The organism is Actinomyces ruminicola, from assembly GCF_900103885.1.
GTDB lineage: Bacteria > Actinomycetota > Actinomycetes > Actinomycetales > Actinomycetaceae > Actinomyces > Actinomyces ruminicola.
Window position 1 is genome coordinate 55,860 of record NZ_FNIM01000010.1, and the last position, 26,818, is coordinate 82,677.

Below are 26,818 nucleotides of genomic sequence, written 5' to 3' on the forward strand. Positions count from 1 at the left end.
TTGCTTCGGGACGATCCTAGAGACCAGCCGTGTTGCCGTCGCGTGACGGACCAGGGAGTGGTCCCCTGCGGCGGCGCCTTGGCCCGTCCGCGTAGGCGAGAATGTGTCCTGCCATTGGCACAGCGCAAGCAGAGGGGATGACATGATCGATCTGCTCAGGGAACGGTTCAAGGCGCACCCGCACAGGCACGAGGGCATCTCCTGGGACGAGGTCGCCGCGCGCCTGGCGGCGCGCCCGGAGGCCGTGGCCGCGCTCAGGCGCATGGAGGACACGGGCGGGGAGCCGGACGTGGTCGGCTACGACGCCGAGGCGGACGCCTTCGTCTTCTACGACTGCGCGGCGGAGACTCCCTCGGGCCGGCGCAGCCTCTGCCTGGACGACGACGCACTGCGCTCCCGCAAGAGGAATCCGCCGCGGGGCAGCGCCGCGGGTGAGGCGGCGGCCTTCGGCGTCGAGCTCATGGATGAGGTGGGCTACCGCCACCTGCAGAGCCTCGGGGAATTCGATCTGAAGACCTCCACCTGGCTGGCGACGCCGGTGGAGGTGCGCGCCCTGGGCGGGGCGCTGTTCGGCGACCGCCGCTTCGGCCGGGTGTTCGTCTACCACAACGGCGCCGACTCCTACTACGGGGCGCGCGGGTGGCGCGGCGTGCTGCGGGTGTAGCGGTCGCACTCAGCGCGCGGCCGGGGTCAGCCGATAAATGCTCATAACGTCTTCGATGTCTTTGAGGAGATGAAGGCGTCGAAGTCGAAGGGCCCAGCGGGCCCACTCGCCTCGCCTTCCGCAAGCGCTTCACGTAATGCCGCCAGTTCCGTCTCCCGGTCCTCCAACAGGCGCAGGCCGGCGCGGACAACCTCGCTTGCGGACCGGTAGCGTCCAGATCCGACCTGGCGCGCAATGAATCCGGTGAAGTGATCGTCGAGGCTGACGGAGGTGTTCGTTGCCATGACCCCATCCGACCAATAATTGGTACCCGCTGCGTTGCGGCCCGCGCCGAACGCCAGCATCGAGTCAGGAGCGGCGCGAACCCGCCGAACGATGCACTATCTCGATCGCCCGCGGATCGTCGGGCAGCGCGACGAGCCCGCCGGTGGCGCGCCGTGCCACCAAGCCCGGCCGCGGTTCCCAGCGCCGTCGCCTGGCGGCCAAGCGACGGCGCGCGGAGCTCAAGACCCTGCGGCGCAGACCGCCCACCGAGTAAAGCCACAGGTGCTAGCCAGACAGCAGGGGTGCGGGCGAGCGGTCTCAGAGATCCGAAAGCGTCTGCGGCGTGTTCTCACCTGTGAGCGCACCGGGGTTGCGCAGACCCGCGCCGGCCAGGCGGGCGAAGCCGAGCCTTTCGTAGTACGGCAGCATTTCCGGATCGCAGCACAGGTCGACGGCGTACATGTCGTCGAGCTGGGCGAGCAGCCGGCGCACCAGTTCCGCACCGATCCCCCGGCCCTGGTAGTCCGGGTGGACCTCAAGCCAGGGGATGAAGGCGTTGAGCACGCCGTCGCTGATGGCGCTTATGTAGCCGACGACGCGGTCGCCGTCGAGCGCCCAGACGCGTCGGTAGCTGCCGTCCATGACTGCCACCAGCTGCGCCGCGGAGGGAGGGGACGGCCAACCGACGAACATGCCCTCGATCTGGTCGGGCGCGACGGAGCCGCGGCCGGTGAGGTAGGTCAGCTCGCTCATGTCGTGGAGACTAGCGCCATGCTGACGGTTTTCGACCTTGGGGTGCGTTTCACGACCACCCCGGGGTCGTGAAACGCACCCCAAGGTCGTGAATCGACAAACAGCACTCGCCCTGTCAGCGGCCCTCCACGCATGCCGACCCGAGTGATCAGTTCATCGGCAACCACGGCGTTCCGCTCCGGCAGCTCCCGGCTGCGCCGAGGCGGAAAGAGACGACGCGATCACTCCTCGATGATCGGGAAGCACGCGTCGGTTACCCAGGTGGAGGGGTCAGGGTTGTGCGCCGGGCCGACCCGGTAGATGTTGAACATGGGTCCCGTGCGCAGGTTGTGAGCGGCGATGTAACCGCCAATCGCCGCGGTGGCCTCGGGCATGCCGTCATAGCTGCCGTGGAGGGTTGCGACCACGACGTCGCGCGCGGGCACCTCACGGCATTCCAGCGGCGCCACCGGCGTGAAGGGCGCGGGGACCCTGATCCAGACCTCTACGTCGACGTCGGACTCCCGGTACTCCGGGTCGAGGTAGGTGGTTCCGCCCAGCCCCTCGTCATGCTCGGGCAGCACCAGGCCGCTGCGCTCCATCAGCGGCACGACCTCCTGCCACAGCTGGCCCTCGTCGTTGTAGGACGGCAGCACGCGGCGCAGAGCCGCCACCGTCATGGCGGGCATGTGCATCTGGCGGACGTTGATGTCCATGGTCGACTCCTTGAGGTAGGCGTTGATGTGTTCGAACGCGGCGCTCATGCGTCCCAGGCGTTCCTGCTCGGCATCGAGGCGGGCGCCGTGGGCGGACATGATGGCGCGCACGCGCTGCGGATCACCACGGTTGGCCATGATCTCGGCGATCTCGCTTACCGGCATGCCCGCGTCACGTAGCCGGGTGATCCAGTGCGCGTCAGTGAGCTGGGCAGGCGCGTAGGACCGGTGCCCGGTGAACGGGTCGACAGCCGCGGGCTCCAGTACGTGCTGCTCCTGGTAGTACCGCAGCATCCTCACACTGATCGCGGTCAGCCTGGAGAACAGGCCGATGCGCAGCAGCCGTTCGTCGTGATCCATGCAGCCCATCGAACACCCTGACACGGTGTCAACTGCAAAGCGATATCTCCGCCCACCTGCACACAGTGCGACGCAGCGACACCGGGAGGTGATGGCATGGTAAAGATCACGCCTCGGGGGTTGGGCAGGGCAGATCTGGCGGGAGTCGGCGTATGGGTCGCTCGTGTGAACGCGACGGTTCGGGGCTGCGTGTCGCGGGATTCGGATACGGGCGGCAGCGTGCTCGGTCGGACCCACAAGAGGTCGTGCTGGGGACCGCGAGGCGGTCGCGGGCATTCCGACGATCCCCCGGCGGGGTCAACGAACCCCGCGAGCCCCTCGACGACGCGGGACAGCCCGTGAGGACGCGGGGCAGCCGGTCAGGACGCTGACCGGAAGGACGTCCTCGACGGTTAGAGAGCGTCTTCGACGGCGCAGGCGCGTCCTCGACGAAGGCCCCGGCGGGTGACACATCTTCGCCACTGCATGCCGCCGACGGGAACCCCCGCGGGAATTGCCACCACACAACGAGCCCCACCCCCTGCCTGAGGAGCCGGCCACGCCCCAGAGGGACCTCACGGCCCGTGAGTTGCTGGTTGCCGAGATGGACGCCGCGACGGATGCCGAATTGGCACCTTCGCCAGACGACGGTGATCTCGACTACTGAAAGCAGGAGGCCCGGCTGCCTGAGCAGCCGGGCCCTTCGATGGTCCTGGGAGGGTACTTTCAGTGGAGTGGACCCTGGCGTGTCCCTCCCCTCGGTCGGTGGGCGGCGGTACCCCAGGTGGACCTCGACGGGTACTTTCAGCGGACCTTGGAGGAACCATTACCGGTTCTGGATGATGTAGACCCCGTAGCCTTGGTCGGACGGGGCGTCCATCACCGTGTAGTCGTACGACAGGTCGTTCTTCCAGCTTGCCCAGTCGAAGTACTTGATGGCTTCCGCCGACCAGCCCTTCATCAGGCCGGTGTCCTCGGCCAGCTGGTCGGTGTACTCGACGAACGAGTCCCAGTGTCCGCAGAACCTCTCCTCGAAGTCGCTGACGCTGGGCACCTCCCCGGTTCCCTCCGCCACGTAGGCACCCGAGCGCACCCAGGCGCAGACCGCCGACCAATGCTCGGCTCCCGCCTCTTGAACGCACCCTGCCCACTCCGCGGCCTCGTTGAGCCCCATCTCGTGGTCGAGTCGGTGTCCATGACCCACAGCTCTTCGCAGCCTGCGCGCGGGCCGCCGACGGCAGCGTGCACGGTGGCCAGGTCGATGGCCACCACCTCGTCGGGGTCCGTGCAGGCGAACCACTCGCCCACGAGTCGACCCGCGTTGTAGCAGGCGAGGCAACCGACCCAGATGCGCGGGGTCTCCTGGGAGATGGCGTCGGTGGTCATGACGGTCCTCCTCGGTGTCAGGAGGGACCCGGCGTCATCACAGCCGTACTCACGTGAATCGGCGCTCGGCCGGGTCCTCGTGGAGGCCCCCGGCGCCACGCCAGCGGCGCTACTCGGAACCCGAGGTGGGGAACGCGTCGCCTCCGCTGTTGCGAAAGGCCTCCGATGCGGCGGCCCAGTCCTCAGGGTGCGAGATCGGCAGGAGACGGAACTGCTGCGTGTGGGTGCTGTCGTACGGAGTGGAGGCGTCGTGCTTCATGCGGGTGTGGTCCTTGATGAGCATCATCTCGATGACCTGCGCGGCGGTCTGGAGATCTTCAGGAATGGTGCCCTCGCCGACGTCCGACGGGGTGGTGATCGTGCCGTTCGTGTCGCGGTCCACGTAGAAACCGGCCTGCTTGGCGAGATTGGCCGCAGTCGCTGCTTCCTCGGCCTCGCGCTCCCATCGAGAGTACATCTCCCTCTCGGTTTCGCCGTCGCGCGGGGTGTATTTGTCCACGTCGAAGCGCCCCCAGAACTCCGCCAACTCATCGCCGAACACGTAGGCGCTGGCGTACTTGCGGATGTGGGAACGGCCGTTCATCCCGAGGCGGCCGACCGCATGAGGCTCGGTGCTGCCGGTCGACCAGGACCGCTCGAACTCCTCGTATATCCACAAGGCCTTGCCCAGCTCCTCCTGAGCGAGGACGGTCAGCGAGCGGGCTCGCCCGAACGACCCGACTTCGAGCAGCAGGTGGGCATCGGTGATGAGGTTCGAGGCGTTGTCCATCAACGCCTTCCAGAAGGTCCGCGCGTCTGCGGGAGCCATGCTCGTCATGTCAGCAGCTTCCCTTCGAGCGGTTGCGGGCCACGTAGATCATCTCGCAGTTCTGCATGGTGCTCAGACCGCCCTTCGGCTAGATCGGGCTCTTCGCCGAAGTCGATCTCGACGGAGGCAGGGTCGAACCCACGGCGCCCCCGAGGCTGCGGGTAGAGCGTCACGGTGGCCAACGTGTCGATGACCTGGCGGCGCAGGTCGAGCGACCCCTCGCGGAACGCCGAGGCCGGGTCATCCGTGCCCAGCACAGGGGTGAGGCGACCAGCGCGGCCGACCGTCAGTTGCTCGGCCTCCAGCTCGGCGATGCGCGCCTCGGCTGCGTCCCGATTGCGCTTGAGGTCTCGCCCTTCGATGACCCCGTCGTCGTAGTCACGCTGCGCCCGTAGGATGCGCGCCCGGTGCTCACTGATGGCGGCGGCGATCCCACGCGTAGCGGGGCCGTGTTCGGCCTGCATCTGCTTGCGCAGGGCGTCTGGCTCGGACAGGCGCTCAGCGATGCGGTTGGTGACGTTGTCGTCGATGGCAGCCCCGGAGCGCACGATGTGGCCGGCGCAGCGATAGCCCCGGGGACCGCCGGTCACCCGCTTGCCACAGACCGCGCCGTCGGCCTCGACGACGACGCCGCAGCGGTAGAGCCCCGAGCCGAGGTGTTTGCGCTTGGTCGAGCCCGAAGTATTGGTGATGCGCCGGGAGTCGTCGAGGATGGTTTGGGCTGCCCACCAGGTCTCGTCGTCGACGATGGCTTCCCACTGCCCACGGATCGGTTCGCCGGCGTCGTCGCGCAGAATCTGCGCCTTCCACGACCGGCGTCGACCACCGTCGGGTTGGGCGACCTTGGGCGTGTAGGTCGACAACCCGGCGTACCTGGGGTTGCGCAGGATGCCGAGGATTGTGCTCGGCGACCACGGTCCGTCGAGCTCGATGGGTCGAGGCTCCTTGCCCTCTGCCTTACGGGCGTCGGCACGCTCGACAGACACCACGTGCGAGTGCTTCGGCCTGGGAGCGATGCCAGCGACCTCCTGGGCGCCCGAGAGTGCGCGCGCGAGCGACCGGAGGGACTCGGGGTGCTCGGGACGGGTGAAGGCGGCGTAGATGGCTCGCACGGTCGTGGCCTCGTCTTCGGCGACGTCGCCGTTGACCGCATAACCCAGCGGTCGCATGCCCTTGGGAGCGCGCCCCTGGTGGGCTCGCTGCCGTTGGGCGTCTCTCTGACGCTGGCCCTTGCGCTCCATCTCGGCTCGGGCGACCGCAGCCTTGATGCGGGCGTACATGCGTTCGCCGTCGGTGGTCAGGTCGGCGTCACCGTTGGCGGTGACGAGTGCGAGGCCTCGCCATTCGGCCGCCTCGATCCAGTCCTCAAGCTGACGCGGTTGCCTCGTGAGGCGATCGAGGTCATAGCAGATGATCGCGGTGAACGCTCCAGCCTGATAGTCGGACACCATGCGGTCGTAGGCGGGGCGCACCTTGGTGCGGTCTGTCGCCGACTTCGACTGGTCGACGTAGGTCTCGACAACCTCCCACTGTCGGAACCGAGCCAAGTCTTCACACTTCTCGCGCTGCCGGTCGATGGCCAAGTCGTCCATCTCGCGGTCCTGGGAGATGCGCAGATAGATGGCCGCCTTGCGGGGCGCCGTACTCTGGTCAGCCATCATTCCTCTTCGTCAGCTGCGCCCAGCAGATCGACTTCGCCAGCCAAAAGGGCTTCGAGCAGCGCCGAACGCAGTTCCAGGAGGCGCTGCGCCTCGGCCCGCAGGGCGGCCACCGCGTCTGCCATGGGGTTGAGCACAGCCGTGATCTCGGCCTGCTGGTCAAGATTGGGAAGGCGCACCTGCATTGCGCTGGCCTTCTTGAAGCCAATGTGGCGGACGCCCGGTGCCTCGCCCGCTGTCTCGCGGAACTGGCCGGACTCGTAGGCCCACAGGCACCAGTGGCGGACGAAGTCCGGGGTGGTGATCCCCTCGATGGCGCGGTACCGCAACAGAGTGTTCTGGAAGCACACGGGCCCGTCGAGCTCGTCATGCCAGACAGCCGGCATGCCTACTGCGGTCGGGCTGGCGCTGCCCTCAGAGACCAACACGTCCCCGTCGAGGAGCCGGTAGCGCTCGCGTTCCTTCGCGTCGAAGTCCATTGACATGACATCGTCCATGCGCAGCTCGTCGTAGCCGACGTTGGCTGACCGAAGGTACTGGGTCATCGACGGGCCAGTCGCTCGCTCCGGTGAGCGCTGGCGTCCCAGGCGGATGCCGAAAGCAGCGTCCGCGCGCACTCTAACCGATTCGACCGCGCCGACCAGCTCGTCCCTACGCAAGCGAAGGACCTCCATCAACATGGCTGCTTCTGATTCCGCGGCCGCGACGGCGTCCGTTACGCGCGTCATCAGGTCAACGATGGTTCGCTGCTCTTCAAGACTTGGCAGCAGAATCGGAAGCTGTAGAAAATGGACTTCTTTCAGTCGGTTCCGGCTGACCGCCGCAGCTCCCGTCGACTCACTCTTGGCTAGTGCGGCGAACTGCGGAGAGGCGCAGTACAGAGCCACGAACTCTGCGATCGCTCGTTCGCGCTCGACATCGAACTGCGGGAACTCACTTGAGACCATGACTCCGGCGAACTCAGCCGGGACAACGGCAAACGACTGTTTCCATGCGAAGAGACGGTTGTAGATCAGCGCCCCGGGCTTCAGCGGGAAGCACTTTCCGATCACCTCGCTACCGGACCGCTCCTCACGCACGAACAGACCTAGGCCGTACCACCGCACGCCAGCGAAGCGAACGCGTTCCTCGTTAGCTGGTACAAGCGCATCAGGCTTGTGCTGCTGCAGGACGTCCCTCAACTGCATCTGTGGCCACTCATGCATCGAGGACACCCAACCCGACGGCCAGCAGCGCTTCATTCATGCGCTCGTAGGCCTCCTTGCGCAGCACTCTCGCTTCTTGCCAGTCTGCTACGGCGGCATCGAGATCATGTGACTGCGCCTGCGGCCACGGGTTTCGCCTTACGCCGCGCGCTTCAAGGCGTCCTTGGTCGTCGTAGATCACCGACCGCCAAGAACGCGCAGCCTCCAACTCCAGATGGTCTCGCACGGCCCGCTCCACCGCGGTTGCGATTGCGGTCCAACGCCCTGAATCACGTCGGCCTGCGCCATATCGAACCTCGTGCCCGTCATCCTCCATGTCCACGAACGTGACGAGTGAGTCCTGCCGATGTCCATTGCTCGACTTCGTGAAACCGAAGATTGAGGTCTTGACTCCGCGCCCCTGCTCAAAGAAGAGCTGCTGGGGCATGTCGATGACGAAGTCAAGCTGAGCGTGCCGCAGGATCGACTCCGATGCCCTGGCATTAGATGATTTGGACAGGGTGTTGTTCGGCATGATGATGACGAGCCGACCGCCCTCCTCCAAGTAGTTGAGCGCCGAAATAGTGAAGTTGATCGGATGGTCCCCTTCGTAAGGAGGATTGATGACGCACTTGTTGGGCTTCAAACTGCGGATGTAGTCCCGCAGCTTTTCGTCCTGCTTGGTCACAGCGAAGGTGCGGTCTCGGTTGATCAGGGAGTCTCGGTAGAGCAGGTTCGATCTGCCGTCACCGTGGAGGAACATGTTCGAGCAAGCGAGGGCAAACAGGATGGGGTCCAGTTCGATACCGATTAGCTGGTGGTTGTGAATGTGGTCGATCCGCTCCTGGTCACCGTGGGCCATGTCCACGAGCTGCTCCATTGCCTCCATGAGGAAGCCGCCGGAGCCCATGCAAGTGTCGAGCACGACGTCGTCACGACCGAGGTCTGCCAAATCAACCATGAGTCGGATGATGTGGTCCGGGGTGAGGATGATGTTCTTATTGTCCATTTTGCCTGCGCGCGAGAGGAAGATCTTGTACGCGCGACCGAGGACGTCCCGCTTGGTGGCCTGCTTCGAGGGTTGATGCACCCGCTCGTCAATGTCGGCGATGATGTTCTTGTACTCGTCCAAGGGGATGTCCACAGTCTTCACGAAGGCGAACCGGTCCGCCCAGTCGATCTCCTTAGAACGCGAGTTGACCTTCTTGGAGAGCTGACGTTGGACGGCCTCGACGATCTGGTCATTGAGGTAGCGTGCCTCGACCAGCCGATTGTCCTCGGGGGCGTCGATCGACTGGTAGACGGCGCGGAACGGGTTGTCGTCCAGGGCGATCATGAGCGCAGAGAAGAACAGCGACCGCTCGGTGTCCCGGACGCGGGAGTCCTTGTGGAACCGCTCGTTGAGCTGTAGCAGGAACCGACGCAGCTCGATATCGGAGAGGGGGTCGCCGTGCGCCACCGCCTGGTAGTGCTTCGCAAGGGCGTCCAGAGGCATGAGCGCCGTGAGCCCGTCAATGACCTCGACGTCATCGGTACCACCCTTGCGGAAGTAGTACGTGACCTTGAGCGAGTCCATAGTCTGCCCGGAAACAGCGATGCCCACGATGTCAACGTCCGGCACTGCGTTGTTGGCCATGTAGCCCTGAACCTCGGCCTCAGCGGCCGCATGGCTGGTCTTGGGGCCGGGCGCACCCGACTTGGCCTCCACGACGATGATCCACTCATCCATGTCCTTGAAGAAGTCGGGGTAACCTGCGTCGGTGCCGCCATCCTTCTTCGTTAGAAATCCATACTCCTTGGGGATGTCATGTTTCTCGATGAAGGTCTGCGCACCGTGGAAGGTGCGGAACAGGTTCTCCGTGATGCTCTCGGCCATGCACCGAGTCTACCTTTTAGAGGTTAGTCCTGTTCTGAACTCGACCACGTCGCCATCGGCCATGACGTAGTCCTTGCCCTCCATGCGCACCCGCCCGTGGGCGCGTACCTCGGCCATGGAGCCGTACTCCATGAGGTCGTCGTAGGAGACGATCTCGGCCTTGATGAAGCCCTTCTCGAAGTCGGTGTGGATCACGCCCGCGGCCTGCGGGGCGGTCCAACCCTTGCGGATCGTCCAGGCGCGCGACTCCTTCTCCCCCGCCGTCAGGAAGGTCTGCAGGCCGAGCGTGTCGAAGCCGACGCGCGCCAGCTTGTCCAGGCCGGACTCCTCCTGGCCGTTCTCGCGCAGCATCTCGGCGGCCTCTTCGGGCTCCAGCTCCACCAGCTCCGCCTCGAACTGGGCGTCCAGGAACACCGCCTCCGCGGGCGCCACCAGCGCACCCAACTCCTGCTGGCGGGCGGCATCCTGCATGCCGGCGTCGTCCATGTTGAACACGTAGATGAAGGGCTTGGTGGTCATGAGCTGGAACTCGCGCAGGATCTCGGTGTCCAGCCCCTTGCCGGCCGCGGCGGCCGAGAGCAGCTCGCCGTCCTCCAGCACCTTCAGCGCGGCCCGCGCCGCCTCCAGCACGGCGGCCTCGGTCTTCTTGCCGCGCACCTCCTTCTCCAGGCGCGGGATCGTCTTCTCCATGGTCTGGATGTCGGCCAGGATCAGCTCGGTGGTGATGGTCTCGATGTCCGAGGCGGGCTCCACCTTGCCGGCGACGTGGACCACGTCGGGGTCGTCGAAGGCGCGGGTGACGATGCAGATGGCGTCGGCCTCACGGATGTTGGCGAGGAACTGGTTGCCCAGCCCCTCCCCCTCGCTGGCGCCGCGCACGATTCCGGCGATGTCCACGAAGGAGACGGTGGCGGGCACGACCTTGTGGGAGTTGAACATCTTCGCCAGCGCGTCCAGCCGCGGGTCCGGCAGCGGTACGACGCCGACGTTCGGCTCGATCGTGGCGAAGGGGTAGTTCGCCGCGAGAACGGTCGCCCGGGTCAGGGCGTTGAACAGGGTCGACTTGCCGACGTTGGGCAGTCCAACGATTCCGATAGTGAGTGCCACGGGGCGAGTGTAGCGGCCCGCCGCTAAGCGCCCGGAGTTCTTGTCGGCCGCCCGTGCGATGGTGGTTTCATGTCCACAGCGCTTCCCATCCTGCTCCTGTTCACCGGCCTGCTCGTCGGAGCGGTGGTCGGCTACGCCCTGGCCGTGGCCCGCTCGGCGACCGCCAGGGCGGGCGGCCGGGACGAGGCCGCCGCGCTGCGCACCGAGGCGGCCCAGTGGCGCGCCCGCGCGGAGGAGCTGGCGGCCCGCACCACCGCGGCCGAGGAGCGCGCGGAGCGCGACGGCTCGGTGCTGCGGGCACTCGCACCGGTGCGTGCACAGCTGGAGCAGGTCGGCGCCCGGGTGGAGCAGATGGACAAGCAGCGCGCCGCCGAGCACGCCACGCTGACCGAGCAGCTGCGCGCGGGCGCCGAGTCCGATCGCGAGCTGCGCCGGACGACGACGGCGCTCGAGGGCGCCCTGCGCTCGCGCTCCTCGCGCGGGGTGTGGGGCGAGGTCGAGCTCGCCCGCGTGCTGGAGGCGTCAGGAATGATGCGGCACATCGACTTCGCCGAGCAGCGCTCGGTGGCCTCCCTGGTCGGACGGAGAAACGGAGCCGGCAGCTCGGGCGGCGATCCCGCCAGGTCGCGGCCCGACGTCGTCGTGCACCTGCCCGGCGACGGCTTCCTGGCCCTGGACGCCAAGGTGCCGCTGGACTCCTACCTGCAGGCCTGCGCCGTCGGTTCAGGACCAGACGCCGCGGGAAGGGCCGGAGCGGACGCCCAGCGGCGCCGGGCCAAGCTGCTGGCCGCACACGCCAAGGCGCTGCGCGGACACGTCGATGCACTGGCGGACCGCCACTATGCGCGCACGCTCCAGGACTCCCCGGACCTGGTGGTGCTGTTCGTGCCGGCCGAGCCCATCCTGGCAGCGGCGCTGGAGGCGGATCCCACGCTCATGGAGCATGCACTGGACCGCGGCGTCGCCCTGACCACACCCGCCTCGCTCCTGGCACTGCTGCGCACCTGCGCAACCGCATGGGCCCGCACCGCCGTCAATGACGACGCGCGCGAGCTGGTCGCCCTGGGCCGCACGCTCTACGAGCGGCTGGGCACCGTGGCCAAGCACCTCGACACCCTGGGAACCGCCCTGGCGCGGTCGGTGGCCGCGTACAACAAGGCGGTCGGCTCCATGGAGTCGCGGCTGCTGGTCACGGCCCGCTCCTTCGAGCCGCTCGGCGAGGGGCTCGCTGCGCCGAAGCCCGTCCGCGCGGACGAGGCCCAGGTCCGGCGGTTCTCCAGCGCCGAACTGGCCGCGACTGACGAGTAGCACCGCCGCTGCGGTGCCGCAATGGCGGGCGCACGAAAGCCCGCCCCCGACGCCGAGGTCGCAACGCTGGGGTTACATATACGCTACCATTCACATAAACTGGTCTCATGCGATACTTCGCAGCAACCTCCCAGGTGCGCCCCGTAGCGTGCCTGGCAACCTCTGACCGCGACATGTGGAGGTCCACCTTCCTATGACAGCCGCAACCACAAGCAGCGCCTCGCCCCGAGCCGGCACTGCCCGAGTCCCTGACGTCTCCGCCCGCACCGGGAGCGACGCCGCCGAGGTGCTGAACCATCTGAACACGCTCGCCGCCAGGCAGCAGCAGCTGCAGGACCAGCTCTCCACGCTCCGCGATGAGCGCGACGACCTCATCCTGCGTGGCCTGGCCAGCGGCCTGAGCTCCTCGGAGCTGGCCGAGAAGGCCCAGCTGACCGGGGCGCGCGTACGGGCCATCGCCGACGCCGCGGCGGACTCCTCCGCCCGTGAGCGGGTCTCCCAGGCGATGACCAAGCTCATTGAGCACGAACCCGCCATCTGCACCACCTACGGCGCGCTCGCCGAGGCCGTCGGCATTGGCTCGGCGAAGGGCGTCGCCTCCTCGCTGGCCACCAACCCCGCAGTTCCTGCGCGCGCCGGCGCCCGGGTGCTTCTGCTGCGTTGGGCGAACCCGGCGCTGGGCGGCTACATCATCCCCAGCGAGGAGCCCTCGTGGCAGACGCAGGGGGACGACACCGCCTCACGCCTGGAGTGCCTGCAGGCCGAGCACCTGGTGGTCCAGGTCACCAGCCCGAACGGCCCGGTCTGGCTGGTGCCCTTCGACCGGGTGGTGGCCGACGCCGAGGCCCTGGGCAGCATTATCAGCTGAGCGGACGGCTCGCACGCTCAGCAGGTGTGGTCCTGGGCGGGGCGGCGGCGCCGTTCCGGGACTGCACCGCCGGCCGCCGCCTTGAGGTCGGCCCGCAGGTTCTTGGGCAGGGAGAAGGCGATCTTCTCCGTGGCCGTGCGCACCTGCTCGACCTCGGTGAAGCCCATCTGCCCCAGTCGCTCAATCACCTCGCGCACCAGGATCTCCGGCACGGAGGCTCCGGAGGTCAGGCCCACTGTGCTCGCGTCCTCGAACCAGGAGGCCTCCAGCTCGCGCGCGTAGTCGACCCGGTGCGCGGTCGGAGCGCCGGCTTCCAGGGCTACCTCCTTCAGCCGCACGGAGTTGGAGGAGTTGCCGGAGCCGACCACGATCATGACGTCCACCCGCGGGGCGATCGCCTTGACGGCCCCCTGCCGGTTCTGGGTGGCGTAGCAGATGTCGTCGCCCGGCGGGTCGCTCAGGTGGGGGAAGCGCTCCCGCAGGCGCCGCACCGTCTCCATGGTCTCATCCACGGACAGAGTGGTCTGGCTGATCCACACGACCTTCTCGGGGTCGCGCACCTGCACGGAGTCGACCTCGGCGGGGCCGTTGACCACCTGAATGTGCTCGGGCGCCTCACCCTGGGTGCCCTCGACCTCCTCGTGGCCGGCGTGGCCGACGAGGATGATGTCATAGTCGTCCTTGGCGAAGCGGATCGCCTGCTTGTGGACCTTGGTGACCAGCGGGCAGGTGGCGTCGATGGTCTGCAGGTGGCGAGCGGCGGCCTGTGCGTGCACGGCCGGGGAAACCCCGTGTGCTGAGAACACCACGCGCGCGCCCTCAGGCACCTGGTCGGTCTCCGAGACGAACACGGCGCCGCGCCGCGAGAGCGCCTCCACCACGTACTTGTTGTGGACGATCTCCTTGCGCACGTAGATCGGCGCCCCGTAATGGGCCAGGGCCTGCTCCACGGCGTCGACGGCGCGGTCCACCCCGGCGCAGTAGCCGCGCGGCGCGGCCAGCAGGATGCGCCTGCCGGGGACTACGGGCGCCTCCTCGGCGCTGGCAGTGGTGGTTTCGCTCGTGGTCACGCCCACCACTGTGCCACAGGAGCCCGCCCTGCGAACACGCCCGCCGCACGTTTAACGTGGCACAGTGGGGCCCGTGACCGAGTACCCGCCCAACCGCCGCACGAGTCCGGGCCCGCCCGCGCGCACACCCGCGAGTGCGCCCGGTGACACGCCCGCGGGCAACGGTGCGAGCCGCCCGCTGGCCCGCCTGGCGCGGGAGACCACGCCGGACAATCCCTGGCCGCTGCGACTGCTGTCGACCAAGATCGACGAGTACATCAACAAGATGACCTTCGTGTGGGTAGAGGGTCAGATCGTCCAGTTCAACCGCCGACCGGGCTCGGGCGTGCAGTACCTCACCCTGCGCGACGCGGACGCCGACATGTCCATGTCCGTGTCCGTGTTCACTCGCGAGCTGGCCGCCATCGAGCAGGCCACCGGCACGCAGGTGACCGAGGGGGCGCGCGTCGTCGTCCACGCCAAGCCGCGCTTCTGGACCAAGCGCGGCAGCCTGGAGCTGCGCGCCGACGACATCCGCCCGGTCGGCATCGGCGACCTTTTGGCCCGCATCGAGCAGCTGCGCCGGATCCTGGCGGCCGAGGGATTGTTCGACGCCGAGCGCAAGCATCCGCTGCCCTTCCTGCCCCGCAGGGTCGGGCTCGTGTGCGGGCGCAACGCCAAGGCCAAGGACGACGTGATCGTCAACGCCCGCCTGCGCTGGCCCGGGCTGCCCTTCGAGATCCGGGAGGTCGCCGTACAGGGGGCGCAGGCGGTGCGGGAGGTCACCGCCGCCATCCGCGAGCTCGACGCCGACCCGGAGGTGGACGTGATCGTGGTGGCGCGCGGGGGCGGCGCCGTGGAGGACCTGCTGCCCTTCTCCGACGAGGGACTGGTGCGTGCGGCCGCGGCGGCACGCACCCCGATCGTCTCCGCGATCGGGCACGAGACCGACTGCCCGCTGCTGGACCTGGTGGCCGACTACCGGGCCTCCACACCGACGGACGCCGCCCGCCGGATCGTGCCGGACCTGGCGGAGGAGATGATGGGCCTGGACCAGGCGCGTGACCGCCTGCGCACGGTGCTGCGCTCTCGCCTCGACGCCGAGCAGCGCGGGCTGGACCAGGTGCGGGCCCGGCCCGTGATGGCCGACCCCACGCTGATCGTGCGCGACCGCATTGCCGAGTTGGACCAGGCCCGCGAGCGCATGCGCCGGGCGCTGTCCGCCACCTTGTCCCTGGCCACGGCCGACCTGCGGGCGGATCACGCCCGCCTGCGGGCGCTGTCCCCCCAGGGCGTGCTCGACCGCGGCTATGCGATTCTGCGCGCCCCGGGCGTTGGCATCATCACCTCCGCCCAGCAGCTGAAGAAGGGCGACCTGATCGAGGGCGTGCTGGCCTCCGGCCGCTTGGTGGCGCAGGTCGTGGGCACTACCAAGCCCGCCACGCCGGAGCCCTGAGCCCCGCTCCGGCCGCCGCCTCGCCGCCGTCGCCTCCCCGGCCCGCACGCGGCCCGCGGAAGTCTTGCGCAAGTACCCGCGAATGGGCCCGCGGACCCGGCGCGCAGCGGCCGCGCGCATGTAAGAATCGGGGCATGAGCGAGCCCTCCCCCGCTGAGTCGACCGGCCCCGCAGACGCCAATGCCGACGTCGCCTCGCTGCCCTACGAGCAGGCCCGCGAGCAGCTGGTCGGCGTCGTCCAGCGCCTGGAGGCCGGTCAGGTTCCCCTGGAGGAAGCGCTGAAGCTCTGGGAGCGCGGCGAGGCCTTGGCCGCCCGCTGCCAGTCCTGGCTGGATGACGCACGCGCCCGTCTGGCCGCCGTCGCAGACGTCGGCCATGCCGATACCGCCGATGATTCCGGCGCTCCGGGCAACCACGCCTCCACCCCCTTCTGACCTTCTAGCCCACGTCCGCCCTCGGTCACCACCAATTAGGAGCCCAAACATGTCCGCACCCGGCCCCGCAGGTACCGCCCTCGTCATCGGCGAGGCGCTCGTAGACGTCGTCATCCACCCCGACCAGCCCGCCCAGGACATCCCCGGCGGCTCGCCCGCCAACGTGGCCCTGGGCCTCAGCCGCCTCGGCCGTGACGCCGAGCTGGACTGCTGGATCGGCACCGACGCGCGCGGCCTGGCGGTGCGGGCGCACCTGGAGGCCTCCGGCGTGCGGCTGACGCCCGGCTCCGACGGCGCTGCCCGGACCTCGACCGCGCAGGCCACCATCGGCGCCAACCGGGCCGCCACCTACGTCTTCGACCTGGACTGGAACCCGCCCTACCCGCAGCGCGCTGAGGGCGAGGCCGCACCGCTGCTGGTACACACCGGTTCGATTGCCGCGATCCTGGAGCCCGGCGCCGCCACGGTTGAGCAGGTGCTGTCCGACTTCCGGGCCACCTCCACGATCTGCTACGACCCCAACGCCCGCCCGCAGCTGATGGGCACGCCCGAGCAGGCGCGCGCCCAGGTGGAGCGGCTGATCTCCCTGGCCGACCTGGTCAAGTGCTCCGATGAGGACATCGAGTGGTTCTACGGCGAGGACGCCGACGTCGAGGAGGTGGCGCGCGGCTGGCTGAAGCTGGGTGCGGCCGTCGTCGTCGTCACCCGCGGCAAGCAGGGCTCCCTGGCGGTGACCGCCTCCGGCCTGCGCATGGAGGTGCCCGCCGACCCCACCGTGGTGGTCTCCGACACCGTCGGCGCGGGCGACTCCTTCATGGGCGGGCTCGAGGACGGCATCTGGGCCGAGGGCCTGGTGGGCGCCGAGCAGCGCGAGGCGCTGCGCAGCATCGACGCCGCCGCCCTGGAGCGCGTGCTGCGGCACGCAGCCGCCATCGCCGACATCACCGTCTCCCGCGCCGGCGCCAACCCGCCCACCCGCGCCGAGCTGGAGTCCCGCGGCGCCTGACCCGACGACCACACGCCCCGGCCGTACCCCGGCCATACCCGGCCGCCCCCTCACCGAGATCGGTAGAAGTTACGTACCGAAGTCGGTAGAAGCCGCAGTTCCGGCGGCGCGCCCACCACAGGCGGGCGCGCCGCCAGAGCTCAGTACAGCGGCACCTCGTCGAGCATGCGCGTGACCAGCTCGGCGATCTCGCTGCGCTCGGTACGCACCAGGTCCACATGCGCGAACAGGTCCCGATCCTTCAGGGACTCCACCACGCTGACCACGCCGTCCCAGCGGCCCACCCGCAGGTTGTCCCGCTGGGCGACGTCGTGGGTGAGCACCACCTTGGAGTTCTGGCCAATCCGGGACAGCACCGTCAGCAGCACGTTGCGCTCCAGCGACTGCGCCTCGTCCACGATCACGAAGGCGTCGTGCAGGGAGCGGCCGCGCACATGCGTCAGCGGCAGCACCTCCAGCTGGCCGGCGGCGACGATCCGCTCGATCCGGTCCGTGGGAACCACCGAGCTGAGGGTGTCGAACACCGCGTCCCCCCAGGGAGACATCTTCTCCGCGGAGTCACCGGGCAGGTATCCGAGGGTCTGCCCGCCCACCGCGTACAGGGGCCGGAACACCATGACCTTGCGGTGCTCGCGCCGGTTCACCACGGCGTCCAGGCCGGCGCTCAGCGCCAGCGCCGACTTGCCGGTGCCGGCGCGGCCGCCGAGCGACACGATACCGATGTCGGGGTTGAGCAGGTGGTCGATGGCGATGCGCTGCTCGGCGCTGCGACCACGCACACCGAACACCTCCCGCGCCGGATCGACCAGGCGCAGGGTCCCATCCACCACGGTGGCCAGGGCCGAACCGCGCGGGGAGCTGACGACCACGCCGGTGTGGGTGGGCTGGGCCGCCACGTCGTCGGCGGCCTCCTCGTCCGCCAGCCCCGCCAGGTCCAGGACGCCGTCGTCCCACAGGCGGGAGACCTCCTCCTCGGTAACAGACACGGCCGTCATGCCGGAGTAGATGTCCTCGCTGGCGAGCTCGGCCCGGTACTCCTCGGCGGCCAGGCCCACGGCGGCCGCTTTGATGCGCATGGGCAGGTCCTTGGAGACGACGACGACTTCGCCTCCCTCCTCTCCCCCGCCCTGGCGGCTGCGGCGGGCGAGGGTGACGGCCACCGAGAGGATGCGGGAGTCGTTGTCCCCCAGGCGCATGGCGGCCGGGAGCACGTGGGCGTCGGCGCCGTTGAGCTCGACCCGCACCGTGCCGCCGCGGTCGCCCACGGGGATGGGGCGGTCGAGTCGGCCGTGCTGCTCGCGCAGGGCGTCGAGCAGGCGCAGCGCGGAGCGGGCGAAGTAGCCCAGCTCGGGGTGGTGGCGCTTGCCCTCCAGCTCGGTGACCACAACCACCGGCAGCACGACGGCGTGTTCGTCGAAGCGCAGCACCGCGCGTGGGTCGGACAGGAGGACCGAGGTGTCCAGGACGTAAGTTCGCATAGCTGCCTCCGTCGGCGTTCGGCGGGCGGCGCCGGGCACCCGAACACCACCCGCCTGTGACACCGCTCACCATACCTGCTGTCGCCGCCGAAGGGGCGGTTGCGTTCGGGCGCGGCGGCCGCAGCACCCACGACGACGCCGGCCACCGGCGGCAGGCACAGCCATAGGCAGGGCGAGTGCCCGGCTACCTGCCCAGCCGGCGCTCGCGCTGACCGTAGTCGCGCAGCGCCCGCAGGAAGTCGATGCGCCGGAATGCCGGCCAGTAGACCTCGCAGAAGTAGTACTCGGAGTGCACCGACTGCCACAGCAGGAAGCCGGAAAGGCGCTGCTCGCCCGAGGTGCGGATGACCAGCTCGGGGTCGGGCTGCCCCTTGGTGTAAAGGTGCGCGGTGATGTCCTCCTCGGACAGGGAGTCGGCCACCGCTTCCAGCGTGGCGCCGGCGGCGGCACGCTCACGCAGCAGGTCGCGCACGGCGTCGGCGATCTCCTGGCGCCCGCCGTAGCCCACGGCCACGTTCACCTGCATGCGCGAGTCGCCCTCGCCACTGTCCGCCGCGTCCCGGGCGCCCGCGGATCCCGCCAGATCCGCCCTCGCCTCCCCGCCGCCGCTTGCAGAAACGCCATCCCCGGCAGCGCCGTCGGCGCGAGCAGTTGAGGCGACGGCGGCGCGCAGCCGCTCGGCCACCGGTGCGGGCAGCAGGTCGACGGCGCCCACCAGGCGCAGCCGCCAGCGGCCGGTGGCGGCCAGCTCGTCCACGGCGTGGGCGATGATGTCCAGCAGCGGGGAGAGCTCTGCGGGGTCGCGGGAGAGGTTGTCGGTGCTCAGCAGCCACAGGGTGACCACCCCGACCCCGGCGTCCTCCGCCCAGCCGAGGAACTCCTCGATCTTGTCGGCGCCGCGCTTGTGTCCCTGGGCGGTGCCGATGCCCATGGCCCGGGCCCAGCGGCGGTTACCGTCGAGGATCACGCCCACGTGCTGGGGCACGCGCTCGGGCTTGACCTGGGCGGCGAGGCGGCGCTCGTAGAGGTTGTAGAGGAGGTTGTTGCCCGCCATGACTCGTCTCTTTCCTGTGCGCGCCGGTTGGCCATGACGCCACCGCACCAGGGTCGGCGGGCGCGCCAGGTCCGAGGGTAGCGCGCGAGTGAGCCGCAGCCCACCTTTCCAGCAAACCTACGGCAGCGTAACCTACGGTAGCGTAAGTTGCAGTTGAGCCACCGCCCGTGAGGAGAACCGTCGATGCGCACCACCGTCCAGTCGCGCGGCGCGGCCGCGATCAGCGCCGCCAACGAGCTCGCCCGCGTCGTCAAGCCGAAGCTGCGCGGGTGGATACACGCAGGCACGGCCCCCCTGGCGCTGGCCGCGTGCATCGTGCTGACGGCACTGGCGCCGGGAGCCGCCCTGAAGTGGGCCTGCGCGGCCTACCTGGTCTGCTCGCTGCTGCTGTTCGCCAACTCGGGCGTCTACCACATCTCCAACGGTCATTTCCCGCGGGCCGTCTCCGCCGTCCTGCAGCGCTTCGACCACGCCAACATCTACCTGCTCATCGCCGGCACCTACACGCCGCTGTCGGTGGCGCTGCTCGACGCCGGCACCGCCCGGCTGGTACTGGGGATCGTGTGGGGCGGGGCCGCGCTGGGCATCCTGCAGACGGTGGTGTGGCCGACGGCGCCGCGCTGGCTGGGCACTCTGCTCTACATCCTGCTCGGCTGGGTCGCGCTGTGGTTCCTCCCGCAGTTCTGGATCACCGGCGGCCCGGCGATCGTGTGGCTGCTGGTGGCCGGCGGCGTCGTCTACACGGTCGGCGGCGTCATCTACGCCCGCAAGCGGCCCGACCCCTTCCCCCGCTGGTTCGGCTTCCACGAGATCTTCCACGCGTGCACGGTGGCCGCCTGGGCCTGCCAGTGCACCGCCTGCTACCTGGCGGTGCTGCGATGAGTGCATAATGCCCGCGGCGGCCGCGGCTGCCGCAAGCACCTGAAACCGAGAAGACGGGCACGCGATGGACACGGGCTCCCTGACGATCACATCATGCCGGGTTCAGCGGGGTGACTTCACTCTCGATGTCACCGGTCTTGAACTGCCGCGGGGCACAACCGTACTGGCGGGACCGAACGGTGCCGGCAAGACGACGCTGCTGTCCGCCCTGGCCGGCAGAATCAAGTTTGCGCATCCGCAAGTCAGGTTCGGCGGCGGGATGCTCAGCCCCAGCTCCGTTGCGCTCATGCCGCAGTCGCCGCAGCTGCCGCGGGATCTGCACGCCCGTGAGGTGCTTGAGCACCTGGCCTGGCTCGACGGCGCCTCACGCACGCAGGCACGGGAACGCGCCACGGAACTGCTTCAGGAGATCGGGCTGAGCCAGGACGCCGACAAGCCGGTGTCTAAGCTGTCGGGCGGCATGCACCGCCGCCTCGCCTTCGCCGCCAGCCACGTCTCGCCTGCGGCCCTACTGCTGCTGGACGAGCCGACCAACGACCTCGACCCCCACCAGCGCCGCGGGCTGCTTGAGCTGATCGCGGAGGTAGCGCGCTCGTGCCGCGTGATCGTGTCCACGCACGCACTGCATGATGTGCTGCCAGCGGCGCATCACGTCGTCGTTCTTGACGCCGGGAGGGTGGTACACGCCGGTGCCGTAGACGACTTCCTCGCCCGCTTCGCACCGGACACTCGCGACGGCGACGAGGCCTATCTGGCCTGCCTGGACCGGGCTCGGGCGGCCGCATGAGGCGCATGCCTTGGATATCTGCCGCGATTCTTGCCATGGCGGCTGCAGCGAGCCTCAATGCCGATCCCAGCTGGGCGGGCGACTGGAACGAGACCGGCACCGTGCTGGGAAGCAGCGGGATGGTCGCGGCTACGCTGGCGGGCCTGCCGCTGGCTCTGTATGCGCGGCGCAATATTGAACCGTTGCGCTCCTTGGAGCTGGGATGCGGTGGTACCCGCATGGCGGGTTTCCTTCTGCGCCGGTGCCTGGCCCCGAGCCTCCTCGCGTGGTTGCTGGTGGTAGCGACCGCCTACGCCATCACGGCGGGGCTCAACCCGACGCCGACCAGTCCCTCGGCCTGGCCGCCCGTAGCAGCGACGGCGGCCGTGCTGGCGGTCCTGGCGCTCAGCCTGGCCCTGGGACTGTTCCTGCACCCGGCTTTCTCGCTTCCGCTGGTCATCCTGGTCACATACATCGTCCCCGTGACGCTCGACTGGGTGGATGCCGACGGCACAGTACCCGGCTTCACCCCGTTGACGTCATTGCACCTGTTCCTGCCACTGACCCCAGTGCCTACGCACTTCGTGTTCCAGACGCTGTTCCTCATGGCGATAGCCGCGGGAGCCTTGTTGCTGAGCCAGGCGCAACTGCGCCGTCGCAGCCTCCGCCTGCCCGCGGCGGCTGCGGCGCTGCTGGTCGGGGCCGGAGGAGCGCTCGTCACGATTGCCCCGCCGGCCATAGGCGAGTCGCTGCTGACGGACCGGTACGTGTGCTCCGAGGCGGACGGCGCCCGGGTGTGCCTGCTGCCGGACCACGAGCGCTTCCTGCCGCGCGCCCTAGGCACAGCCGAGCAGATCGCGCAGGTCCTGCCGCCGGGGAGCCGGCCCAGTACTTACATCGAGGATGGCATCGACTATCCGAGTGCAGGCGACTCGATGGCCTTTCTCTCAGCTAGCGGCGTCCGTACCGATCCGAGTAGCGCTGTGGCTGCCGCCGCGGCCGACTGGAACGTCTGCTTCGATGAGGAGCATCCCTTTAGTCGCGAGTCTTGGCTCCACTACAAGCTGGGGATGTGGCCCCTGGAAGACCTGGTCGAGATGGACGGCATGGAATTCATGAGCGACGCCTCCGAGGATGTCCAGCTCACCTGGTGGAACGAGCCGCTGGGGTCAACGTGCTGAGACTCCTGCCAGTCGTGCGCATTGAGCTCATTGCGCACCGCTCCCGCATGCATGCCGCCGCCCTGCTGCTCGTCGTGGTGGCCTGTTCCGCGATCGCCTCGGTCACGATCCCCACCTTCCAGTCGGATCAGGAGGCGCTGTCCGGACAGCACGTCGCCTACGGGTACTTCTACCTGCCGGTGATCGCCGCGCCGGTTATAGCTAGCTGGCTGCACGACCCCTTCGCCGGCCTCATCCCCCACGGCCGTCCCCGCCATCGGCGAGTCACGCTCATCTGGCTGCTGGCGCTGACTGCACTGCTGGCGATGGTCAGCGGATGCGTGGGCGGTCTCGCCGGCGGCCGGGATGTGGCGCAGCTGTGCATTGAGAATGCCCTGTGGGTCGGCGGGCTGATCGCGCTGCTGCTGCCCTATGCGGGCTTCGAGCGGACCACCCTCGCGGTCGTGATATACGGGACGATGGGACTTTTCCTCCCCGGCAACGCGCTCCTGCTGATCAACCGCGACCCCAGCGCCGCCGAGCTGCTCGCGGCCTGCACCGTGCTCGCGGCGAGCATCTGGCTGCGGCGCTCACGCGCCCTGCACCATCAACACGCGCTTGCCTCATAGACACGCGATCCCGCCACGAACACGTGTTTTGGAGTTCTACACGCTCTAAACACCCGCAAAGCGCCGAAAACGCGTGTCTCAGAGGCGAAGTCGTGTGCGAGAGGCAGACCCGCGCACAGCTACGCTGTGATCCACGCGACCGGTACAGGACGGGGAACCGAGATGCCCAAGAAGAACGGCAGTGCCGCACACAACCACCATCGCCGCGGCCCGCTGCGCGATGTGAGCCGCTGGTCCCTCGATCCGCGCGCGGCCCTGCGCGTAGGGTCCTCCTTCGTCCTGGCGTCCTTCGAACACGCGGCCACCCCCGGATGGGAGGGAGGCGAGGCGGAGGCGGCCACCTACGTGGAGGCGGCCACGCCGCTGCTGGCCTCGTTGCAGGAGCGCCTGTTCGCCGCCTCAAGGGAGGGCTCCCCCAAGCGCATCCTCGTGGTTGCCCAGGGCCTGGACACCTCCGGCAAGGGCGGGCTCGCACGCCACGTCATGGGCCTGGTAGATCCGCAGGGCGTGCAGTTGAAGGCCTTCAAGGCCCCCACCGAGGAGGAACTGGCGCACGACTTCCTGTGGCGGATCCGCAAGGCCGTTCCCGGCCCCGGCATGATCGGCTTCTTCGACCGCTCCCACTACGAGGACATCCTCGTGCCCGGAGCCAGCGGCATGCTCGACGACGACGCCTTCACTGAGCGCGTGGAGCAGATCCGGGCCTTTGAGGAGGAGCTCATCGCGGCGGGCACCACGATCCTGAAGGTGGCGCTGATGATCTCGCACGAGCAGCAGGGGCTGCGTCTGCTGGAGCGCATCGACCGCCCGGACAAGCGCTGGAAGTACTCGCCGTCGGACCTGAGCACGCGCGCCAAGTGGTTCGACTACCAGGCGATCTACCAGCGGATGCTGCCGGCCACCTCCTTCGAGACGGCTCCGTGGTATGCGGTGCCTGCGGACTCCAAGTGGTACACGCGGCTGGTGGTCACCGAGCTGCTGCTGCACGCCCTGGCCGACCAGGAGGTCTCCTGGCCGCTGGCCGCGTTCGACGTCGAGGCGGAGCGGGAGCGTGTTCGTTCCACCCTCTCCCCCGGGGCGCTCGCCCGCTACGACGCCCGCCGTAAGGAGCGGCTGAGGCGGGCCAACGGCAAGGACGCCGTCGTCGATGCAGCGGCCGCCGAGGCACGATCCGGCGGGAGCGTATAGACTCGCCCTTTATATCCAGACAGCACCTGAGGATTTCTGAGGATTACTGCCGCCCGTTCGCAAGGAGGAACCATGGCCGACGAGACCACCGAACAGCAGGGCACCTGGCTCACCCAGGAGGCGTACGACCGACTCACCGAGGAGCTCGAGCGCCGCAAGAGCGTTGAGCGCAAGGCGATCGCCCAGCGCGTGGAGGCCGCGCGCCAGGAGGGCGACCTGCGCGAGAACGCCGGCTACCACGCGGCTCGCGAGGAGGCCTCGCTCAACGAGGCCCGCATTGTCACGCTCACCGAGATGCTGGAGCACGCGCAGGTCGGCGCCGCCCCCTTCGACGGCTCCGTCACCGCGGGGACGATCGTCACTGCGAAGGTGGCCGGCCGCGAGCAGACCTTCGCCCTGGGCGGGCAGGAGATCACCGAGGACGTCCCCGAGGGTGTCAAGGTCTTCTCCCCCGACGCTCCCCTGGGGCGTGCCCTCATGGGCCACCGCGCTGGCGACACGGTCAGCTACAACGCACCCACCGGCAAGGAGATCTCCGCCGAGATCGTTGACGTCAAGGCGCTCTGACGTATCTACCCGGCGTCGCGCCCCGTTCCCGGCCATCGCGGTGGGAGCGGGGCGCCCGCATGTCGGCGCGTCCTCCCATTCGCCCCGGGCGAGCGTCCATGGACCGCTCTGCGCGCGCCCAGCGCCCGCGGGTAACGTCGTCCCCATGACAGCACCTTCGCAGTCCGTTCCTTCCTCCGCCCCGACGCCGCGGCAGCGCCCGGCCCGCAACGCCGAGATCCCCGGTCGGGAGAGCACGCTCCTGCCCGAGCCGGGCGAGCACGTCGTCCTGGGCACACCCCTGGACGGTCCCTGGCCCGAAGGCACCCAGGTCATCTACCTGGCGGGCGGCTGCTTCTGGGGCGTGGAGCGCTTCCTGTGGCGCCGGCCCGGCGTCGTCGCCACCGCCGTGGGCTACATGGGCGGCACCACCCCGAACGCCACCTACCGGGAGGTGTGCACGGGCGCCACCGGCCATGCCGAGACGGTGCGGGTGGCCTACGACCCCGCCGTGTGCGGCGCGGGCGGGGAGAGCCTGCTGCGCACCTTCTGGGAGAACCACGACTCCACCCAGCTGAACCGGCACGGCAACGACGTCGGCACCCAGTACCGCTCGGCGGTGTGGACCACGACGTCGGCGCAGGCGAATGCCGCCCTGGCCATCCGGGCTGCCTTCCAGGGGGAGCTGACCCGGCTGGGCCGCGGCACCTGCGTAACCACCATCGCCCCGGCCACGGAGCTGTACGACGAGTTCGGCGGGCCGTTCTACCTGGCCGAGGACTACCACCAGGGCTATCTGGAGAAGAACCCGGGCGGCTACTGCAACCACGGCCCCAACGGCATCACCTGCCCGATCGGCATTGCAGAAGTGCCGGCACAGACGGACGTGCTGCCGCCGGAGGCTGTGTAGGAGTAGGCGTGCCAGCGCTCGACTGCGCCGCGTGTGGCGGGTTCGGACCGACCCGGGCACGTCATTAGTGCCGATCTCGGCACGTAACTAGTGCCGGTCTCAGCACGTAACTAGTGCCGATTTCGGCACGTAACTTCTACCGATCTCGGCACGTAACTTCTACCGATCTCGGCGGGAGGGGGCGGATAGCCGGGAGTGGAGCTCGGTCAGGCCCTCGGGGCACTCGGGATCGAGCGCCGCATGTGTGAGGAGGGCGTCGATGAGGCGGCGGTCGACCGGGTCCCCCTGCCAGACGGGTTCTATGTGAGCCAGGGCCTCGTCAACGTCTCCCGCTGCGGCTGCGGCGACCGCCAGGGCTACGCGCCCGTAGGTGCCGCCGGACAGCTCCGCGCGCACCTTCACTGCCGCTGCCAGGGCTCGCCAGTTGTGTGCCTCGAGCAGCTCTTGGAGGGCGTCCTCGGCGCCCTCGGAGGTGTCGTGAACCGCGTAGGCGAGCTCCGGGTCGGCGAGCAGGGCGAGGTCCAGTATGGCGCGCATGCGCTGGGCCAGGGCTTCTGGGAGATTGTCATCCAATACGGAAGTCACGGCGTCGCGCATCTGTGGATGGGACAGAGTCTGTTCCCATGCAGGCTCGTCCCGAGGTGTTCCGTCCGCGCCGGAGAGCTGCTCGCGCAGGAAGCTGCTTCCGCTGCCGGACTGGTGGGCCTCCAGCAAGTGCTGGGCAAGCGAATAGGCACGTGCGATGACCCGCAGCTGCTCGGCCACCAACTCGATGCCCGCCTCTGCGATGTACTCAACCATTTGCGCCAGTGCCTCGATCGCCGGGATGTCCACATACAGCTCGGCGGCGGCAGCGTAGAAGGCCACGTCATCCGCTGTGGGCTCGGAAAAGTTCCGTTCCAGGAAGTCCACGCGTTCGGAGACATCCGAGCACTTCAGCCATCCCTGTAGCAGTTCCATCCGCGGGTCCTGTGGGGGTAGCAATGCCCAGGCCGGAAGCGCCTCTGGGTGAGTGTCCACCTCGGAGGTCCGGATCGCTTGTGCTACCTCGCGGCGGGCCGGGCCGAGTAGTGCCGGATCATCCGAGTCGTCCGCCATTCGGGCCGCTTGGACCAGGTCTTCTGCCTTGCCGTGGTCGCGCCAGTTGGCGCGGGCGAGCAGGAGGCGGGCGCGGGTGGAGGGGCTGAAGCTCTCGCTGTGCGCCGTGAACACCGAAAGCGCTTCGTCAACATTGCCGACCTCGGCCAGGAGACTCGCCAGGACGCGAAGCGATATGACCAGGTTCGGGGTGAAGGCGGCCGGGTCCTGCTCAGCCAGCACCCGCCGCAGGCCCACCGCCTCACGGGCCGC

General features: G+C 69.0%; 26 protein-coding genes and 1 pseudogene. 13 read left to right on the forward strand and 14 right to left on the reverse strand.

The genetic code is table 11. The features are described from left to right. Window positions 1-142: 142 nt before the first annotated feature. Window positions 143-664, forward strand: coding sequence for a DUF4256 domain-containing protein (locus tag BLR49_RS08900; RefSeq protein WP_092536613.1), 522 nt, complete (start codon window positions 143-145; stop codon window positions 662-664). A 41-nt stretch (window positions 665-705) separates the two neighbouring features. Here the strand turns inward: BLR49_RS08900 and BLR49_RS08905 are convergent, their stop codons facing one another. The 10 genes and pseudogenes from BLR49_RS08905 to ychF form a co-directional block, all read right to left on the reverse strand. Continuing rightward, on the reverse strand, window positions 706-948 hold the full coding sequence (locus BLR49_RS08905; protein ID WP_092536616.1) for a type II toxin-antitoxin system ParD family antitoxin: 243 nt from the start codon (window positions 946-948) through the stop codon (window positions 706-708). A gap of 298 nt (window positions 949-1,246) precedes the next feature. Next, on the reverse strand, window positions 1,247-1,681 hold the full coding sequence (locus BLR49_RS08915) for a GNAT family N-acetyltransferase (protein ID WP_092536619.1): 435 nt from the start codon (window positions 1,679-1,681) through the stop codon (window positions 1,247-1,249). A 221-nt stretch (window positions 1,682-1,902) separates the two neighbouring features. Next, on the reverse strand, window positions 1,903-2,736 hold the full coding sequence (locus BLR49_RS08920; RefSeq protein WP_092536742.1) for a MerR family transcriptional regulator: 834 nt from the start codon (window positions 2,734-2,736) through the stop codon (window positions 1,903-1,905). Between the two features lie 805 nt (window positions 2,737-3,541). Continuing rightward, window positions 3,542-3,889, reverse strand: a complete 348-nt coding sequence (locus BLR49_RS13870) for an antirestriction protein ArdA (protein ID WP_281241809.1) — start codon at window positions 3,887-3,889, stop codon at window positions 3,542-3,544. A gap of 68 nt (window positions 3,890-3,957) precedes the next feature. Next, window positions 3,958-4,101: pseudogene (locus BLR49_RS13980) on the reverse strand (antirestriction protein ArdA); the annotation flags it as partial. A 109-nt stretch (window positions 4,102-4,210) separates the two neighbouring features. Further along, complete coding sequence (locus BLR49_RS08930) at window positions 4,211-4,918, reverse strand: AbiV family abortive infection protein (protein ID WP_092536622.1); 708 nt, start codon at window positions 4,916-4,918, stop codon at window positions 4,211-4,213. After that, window positions 4,915-6,567, reverse strand: a complete 1,653-nt coding sequence (locus tag BLR49_RS08935) for a recombinase family protein (RefSeq protein ID WP_092536625.1) — start codon at window positions 6,565-6,567, stop codon at window positions 4,915-4,917. The genes BLR49_RS08930 and BLR49_RS08935 overlap by 4 nt, the downstream gene beginning before the upstream one ends. Continuing rightward, the gene (locus BLR49_RS08940) at window positions 6,567-7,754 is read right to left on the reverse strand and encodes a restriction endonuclease subunit S domain-containing protein (protein ID WP_092536629.1); all 1,188 of its coding nucleotides are present in this window, start codon (window positions 7,752-7,754) and stop codon (window positions 6,567-6,569) included. The genes BLR49_RS08935 and BLR49_RS08940 overlap by 1 nt, the downstream gene beginning before the upstream one ends. A 10-nt stretch (window positions 7,755-7,764) precedes the next feature. After that, window positions 7,765-9,627 carry an HsdM family class I SAM-dependent methyltransferase gene (locus BLR49_RS08945; protein ID WP_092536632.1) on the reverse strand — a complete coding sequence of 621 codons (1,863 nt, stop codon included), beginning with the start codon at window positions 9,625-9,627 and terminating at the stop codon, window positions 7,765-7,767. A 9-nt stretch (window positions 9,628-9,636) separates the two neighbouring features. Next, window positions 9,637-10,734 (reverse strand): redox-regulated ATPase YchF, encoded by a 1,098-nt coding sequence (ychF, locus tag BLR49_RS08950; protein ID WP_092536635.1) that lies wholly within the window; start codon window positions 10,732-10,734, stop codon window positions 9,637-9,639. 69 nt (window positions 10,735-10,803) lie between these two features. Between ychF and BLR49_RS08955 the strand changes: the two genes are divergently transcribed. Together BLR49_RS08955 and BLR49_RS08960 are read left to right on the forward strand one after the other, a co-directional pair. Further along, complete coding sequence (locus BLR49_RS08955) at window positions 10,804-12,042, forward strand: DNA recombination protein RmuC (protein WP_092536638.1); 1,239 nt, start codon at window positions 10,804-10,806, stop codon at window positions 12,040-12,042. 193 nt (window positions 12,043-12,235) lie between these two features. Then, window positions 12,236-12,910 (forward strand): hypothetical protein, encoded by a 675-nt coding sequence (locus BLR49_RS08960; protein WP_092536641.1) that lies wholly within the window; start codon window positions 12,236-12,238, stop codon window positions 12,908-12,910. 17 nt (window positions 12,911-12,927) lie between these two features. Here BLR49_RS08960 and BLR49_RS08965 read toward each other — a convergent pair whose 3' ends face one another. Next, window positions 12,928-13,980 carry a 4-hydroxy-3-methylbut-2-enyl diphosphate reductase gene (locus tag BLR49_RS08965; protein ID WP_092536745.1) on the reverse strand — a complete coding sequence of 351 codons (1,053 nt, stop codon included), beginning with the start codon at window positions 13,978-13,980 and terminating at the stop codon, window positions 12,928-12,930. 73 nt (window positions 13,981-14,053) lie between these two features. Between BLR49_RS08965 and xseA the strand changes: the two genes are divergently transcribed. The 3 genes from xseA (at window position 14,054) to BLR49_RS08980 (ending at window position 16,855) form a co-directional block, all read left to right on the forward strand. After that, entirely contained in the window at window positions 14,054-15,415 is a 1,362-nt protein-coding gene (xseA, locus tag BLR49_RS08970) for an exodeoxyribonuclease VII large subunit (RefSeq protein WP_176765831.1), read from the forward strand. A 134-nt stretch (window positions 15,416-15,549) separates the two neighbouring features. Next, window positions 15,550-15,849 carry an exodeoxyribonuclease VII small subunit gene (locus BLR49_RS08975; RefSeq protein WP_092536646.1) on the forward strand — a complete coding sequence of 100 codons (300 nt, stop codon included), beginning with the start codon at window positions 15,550-15,552 and terminating at the stop codon, window positions 15,847-15,849. 49 nt (window positions 15,850-15,898) lie between these two features. Further along, the gene (locus tag BLR49_RS08980; protein ID WP_092536649.1) at window positions 15,899-16,855 is read left to right on the forward strand and encodes a carbohydrate kinase family protein; all 957 of its coding nucleotides are present in this window, start codon (window positions 15,899-15,901) and stop codon (window positions 16,853-16,855) included. A gap of 140 nt (window positions 16,856-16,995) precedes the next feature. Here BLR49_RS08980 and phoH2 read toward each other — a convergent pair whose 3' ends face one another. Both phoH2 and uppS read right to left on the reverse strand, forming a co-directional pair. Beyond that, on the reverse strand, window positions 16,996-18,333 hold the full coding sequence (gene phoH2 / locus BLR49_RS08985) for an RNA 5'-3' helicase PhoH2 (RefSeq protein WP_092536653.1): 1,338 nt from the start codon (window positions 18,331-18,333) through the stop codon (window positions 16,996-16,998). A gap of 184 nt (window positions 18,334-18,517) precedes the next feature. Further along, entirely contained in the window at window positions 18,518-19,387 is an 870-nt protein-coding gene (gene uppS / locus BLR49_RS08990) for a polyprenyl diphosphate synthase (protein ID WP_092536656.1), read from the reverse strand. A gap of 183 nt (window positions 19,388-19,570) precedes the next feature. Between uppS and trhA the strand changes: the two genes are divergently transcribed. The 7 genes from trhA to msrA all read left to right on the forward strand — a co-directional run bounded on the left by trhA (window position 19,571) and on the right by msrA (window position 25,468). Then, entirely contained in the window at window positions 19,571-20,269 is a 699-nt protein-coding gene (trhA, locus tag BLR49_RS08995; RefSeq protein ID WP_092536659.1) for a PAQR family membrane homeostasis protein TrhA, read from the forward strand. A gap of 64 nt (window positions 20,270-20,333) precedes the next feature. Further along, window positions 20,334-21,056 (forward strand): ATP-binding cassette domain-containing protein, encoded by a 723-nt coding sequence (locus BLR49_RS09000; RefSeq protein ID WP_092536662.1) that lies wholly within the window; start codon window positions 20,334-20,336, stop codon window positions 21,054-21,056. Window positions 21,057-21,061: 5 nt separating this feature from the next. Next, a complete protein-coding gene (locus BLR49_RS09005; protein ID WP_092536665.1) occupies window positions 21,062-22,216 on the forward strand; it encodes a hypothetical protein in 1,155 nt (384 codons plus the stop codon). Further along, window positions 22,186-22,824: a hypothetical protein gene (locus tag BLR49_RS09010; protein WP_092536668.1), complete on the forward strand. Its 639-nt coding sequence runs from the start codon at window positions 22,186-22,188 to the stop codon at window positions 22,822-22,824. The genes BLR49_RS09005 and BLR49_RS09010 overlap by 31 nt, the downstream gene beginning before the upstream one ends. Window positions 22,825-22,986: 162 nt before the next feature. Continuing rightward, entirely contained in the window at window positions 22,987-24,012 is a 1,026-nt protein-coding gene (locus tag BLR49_RS09015) for a PPK2 family polyphosphate kinase (RefSeq protein WP_092536671.1), read from the forward strand. A 72-nt stretch (window positions 24,013-24,084) separates the two neighbouring features. Further along, the gene (locus BLR49_RS09020) at window positions 24,085-24,579 is read left to right on the forward strand and encodes a GreA/GreB family elongation factor (RefSeq protein ID WP_092536674.1); all 495 of its coding nucleotides are present in this window, start codon (window positions 24,085-24,087) and stop codon (window positions 24,577-24,579) included. Between the two features lie 145 nt (window positions 24,580-24,724). Beyond that, on the forward strand, window positions 24,725-25,468 hold the full coding sequence (gene msrA / locus BLR49_RS09025) for a peptide-methionine (S)-S-oxide reductase MsrA (RefSeq protein ID WP_092536677.1): 744 nt from the start codon (window positions 24,725-24,727) through the stop codon (window positions 25,466-25,468). A 159-nt stretch (window positions 25,469-25,627) separates the two neighbouring features. Here msrA and BLR49_RS13270 read toward each other — a convergent pair. After that, window positions 25,628-26,818 (reverse strand): hypothetical protein (locus BLR49_RS13270; protein WP_176765832.1); only part of this gene is annotated, 1,191 nt, incomplete at its 5' end.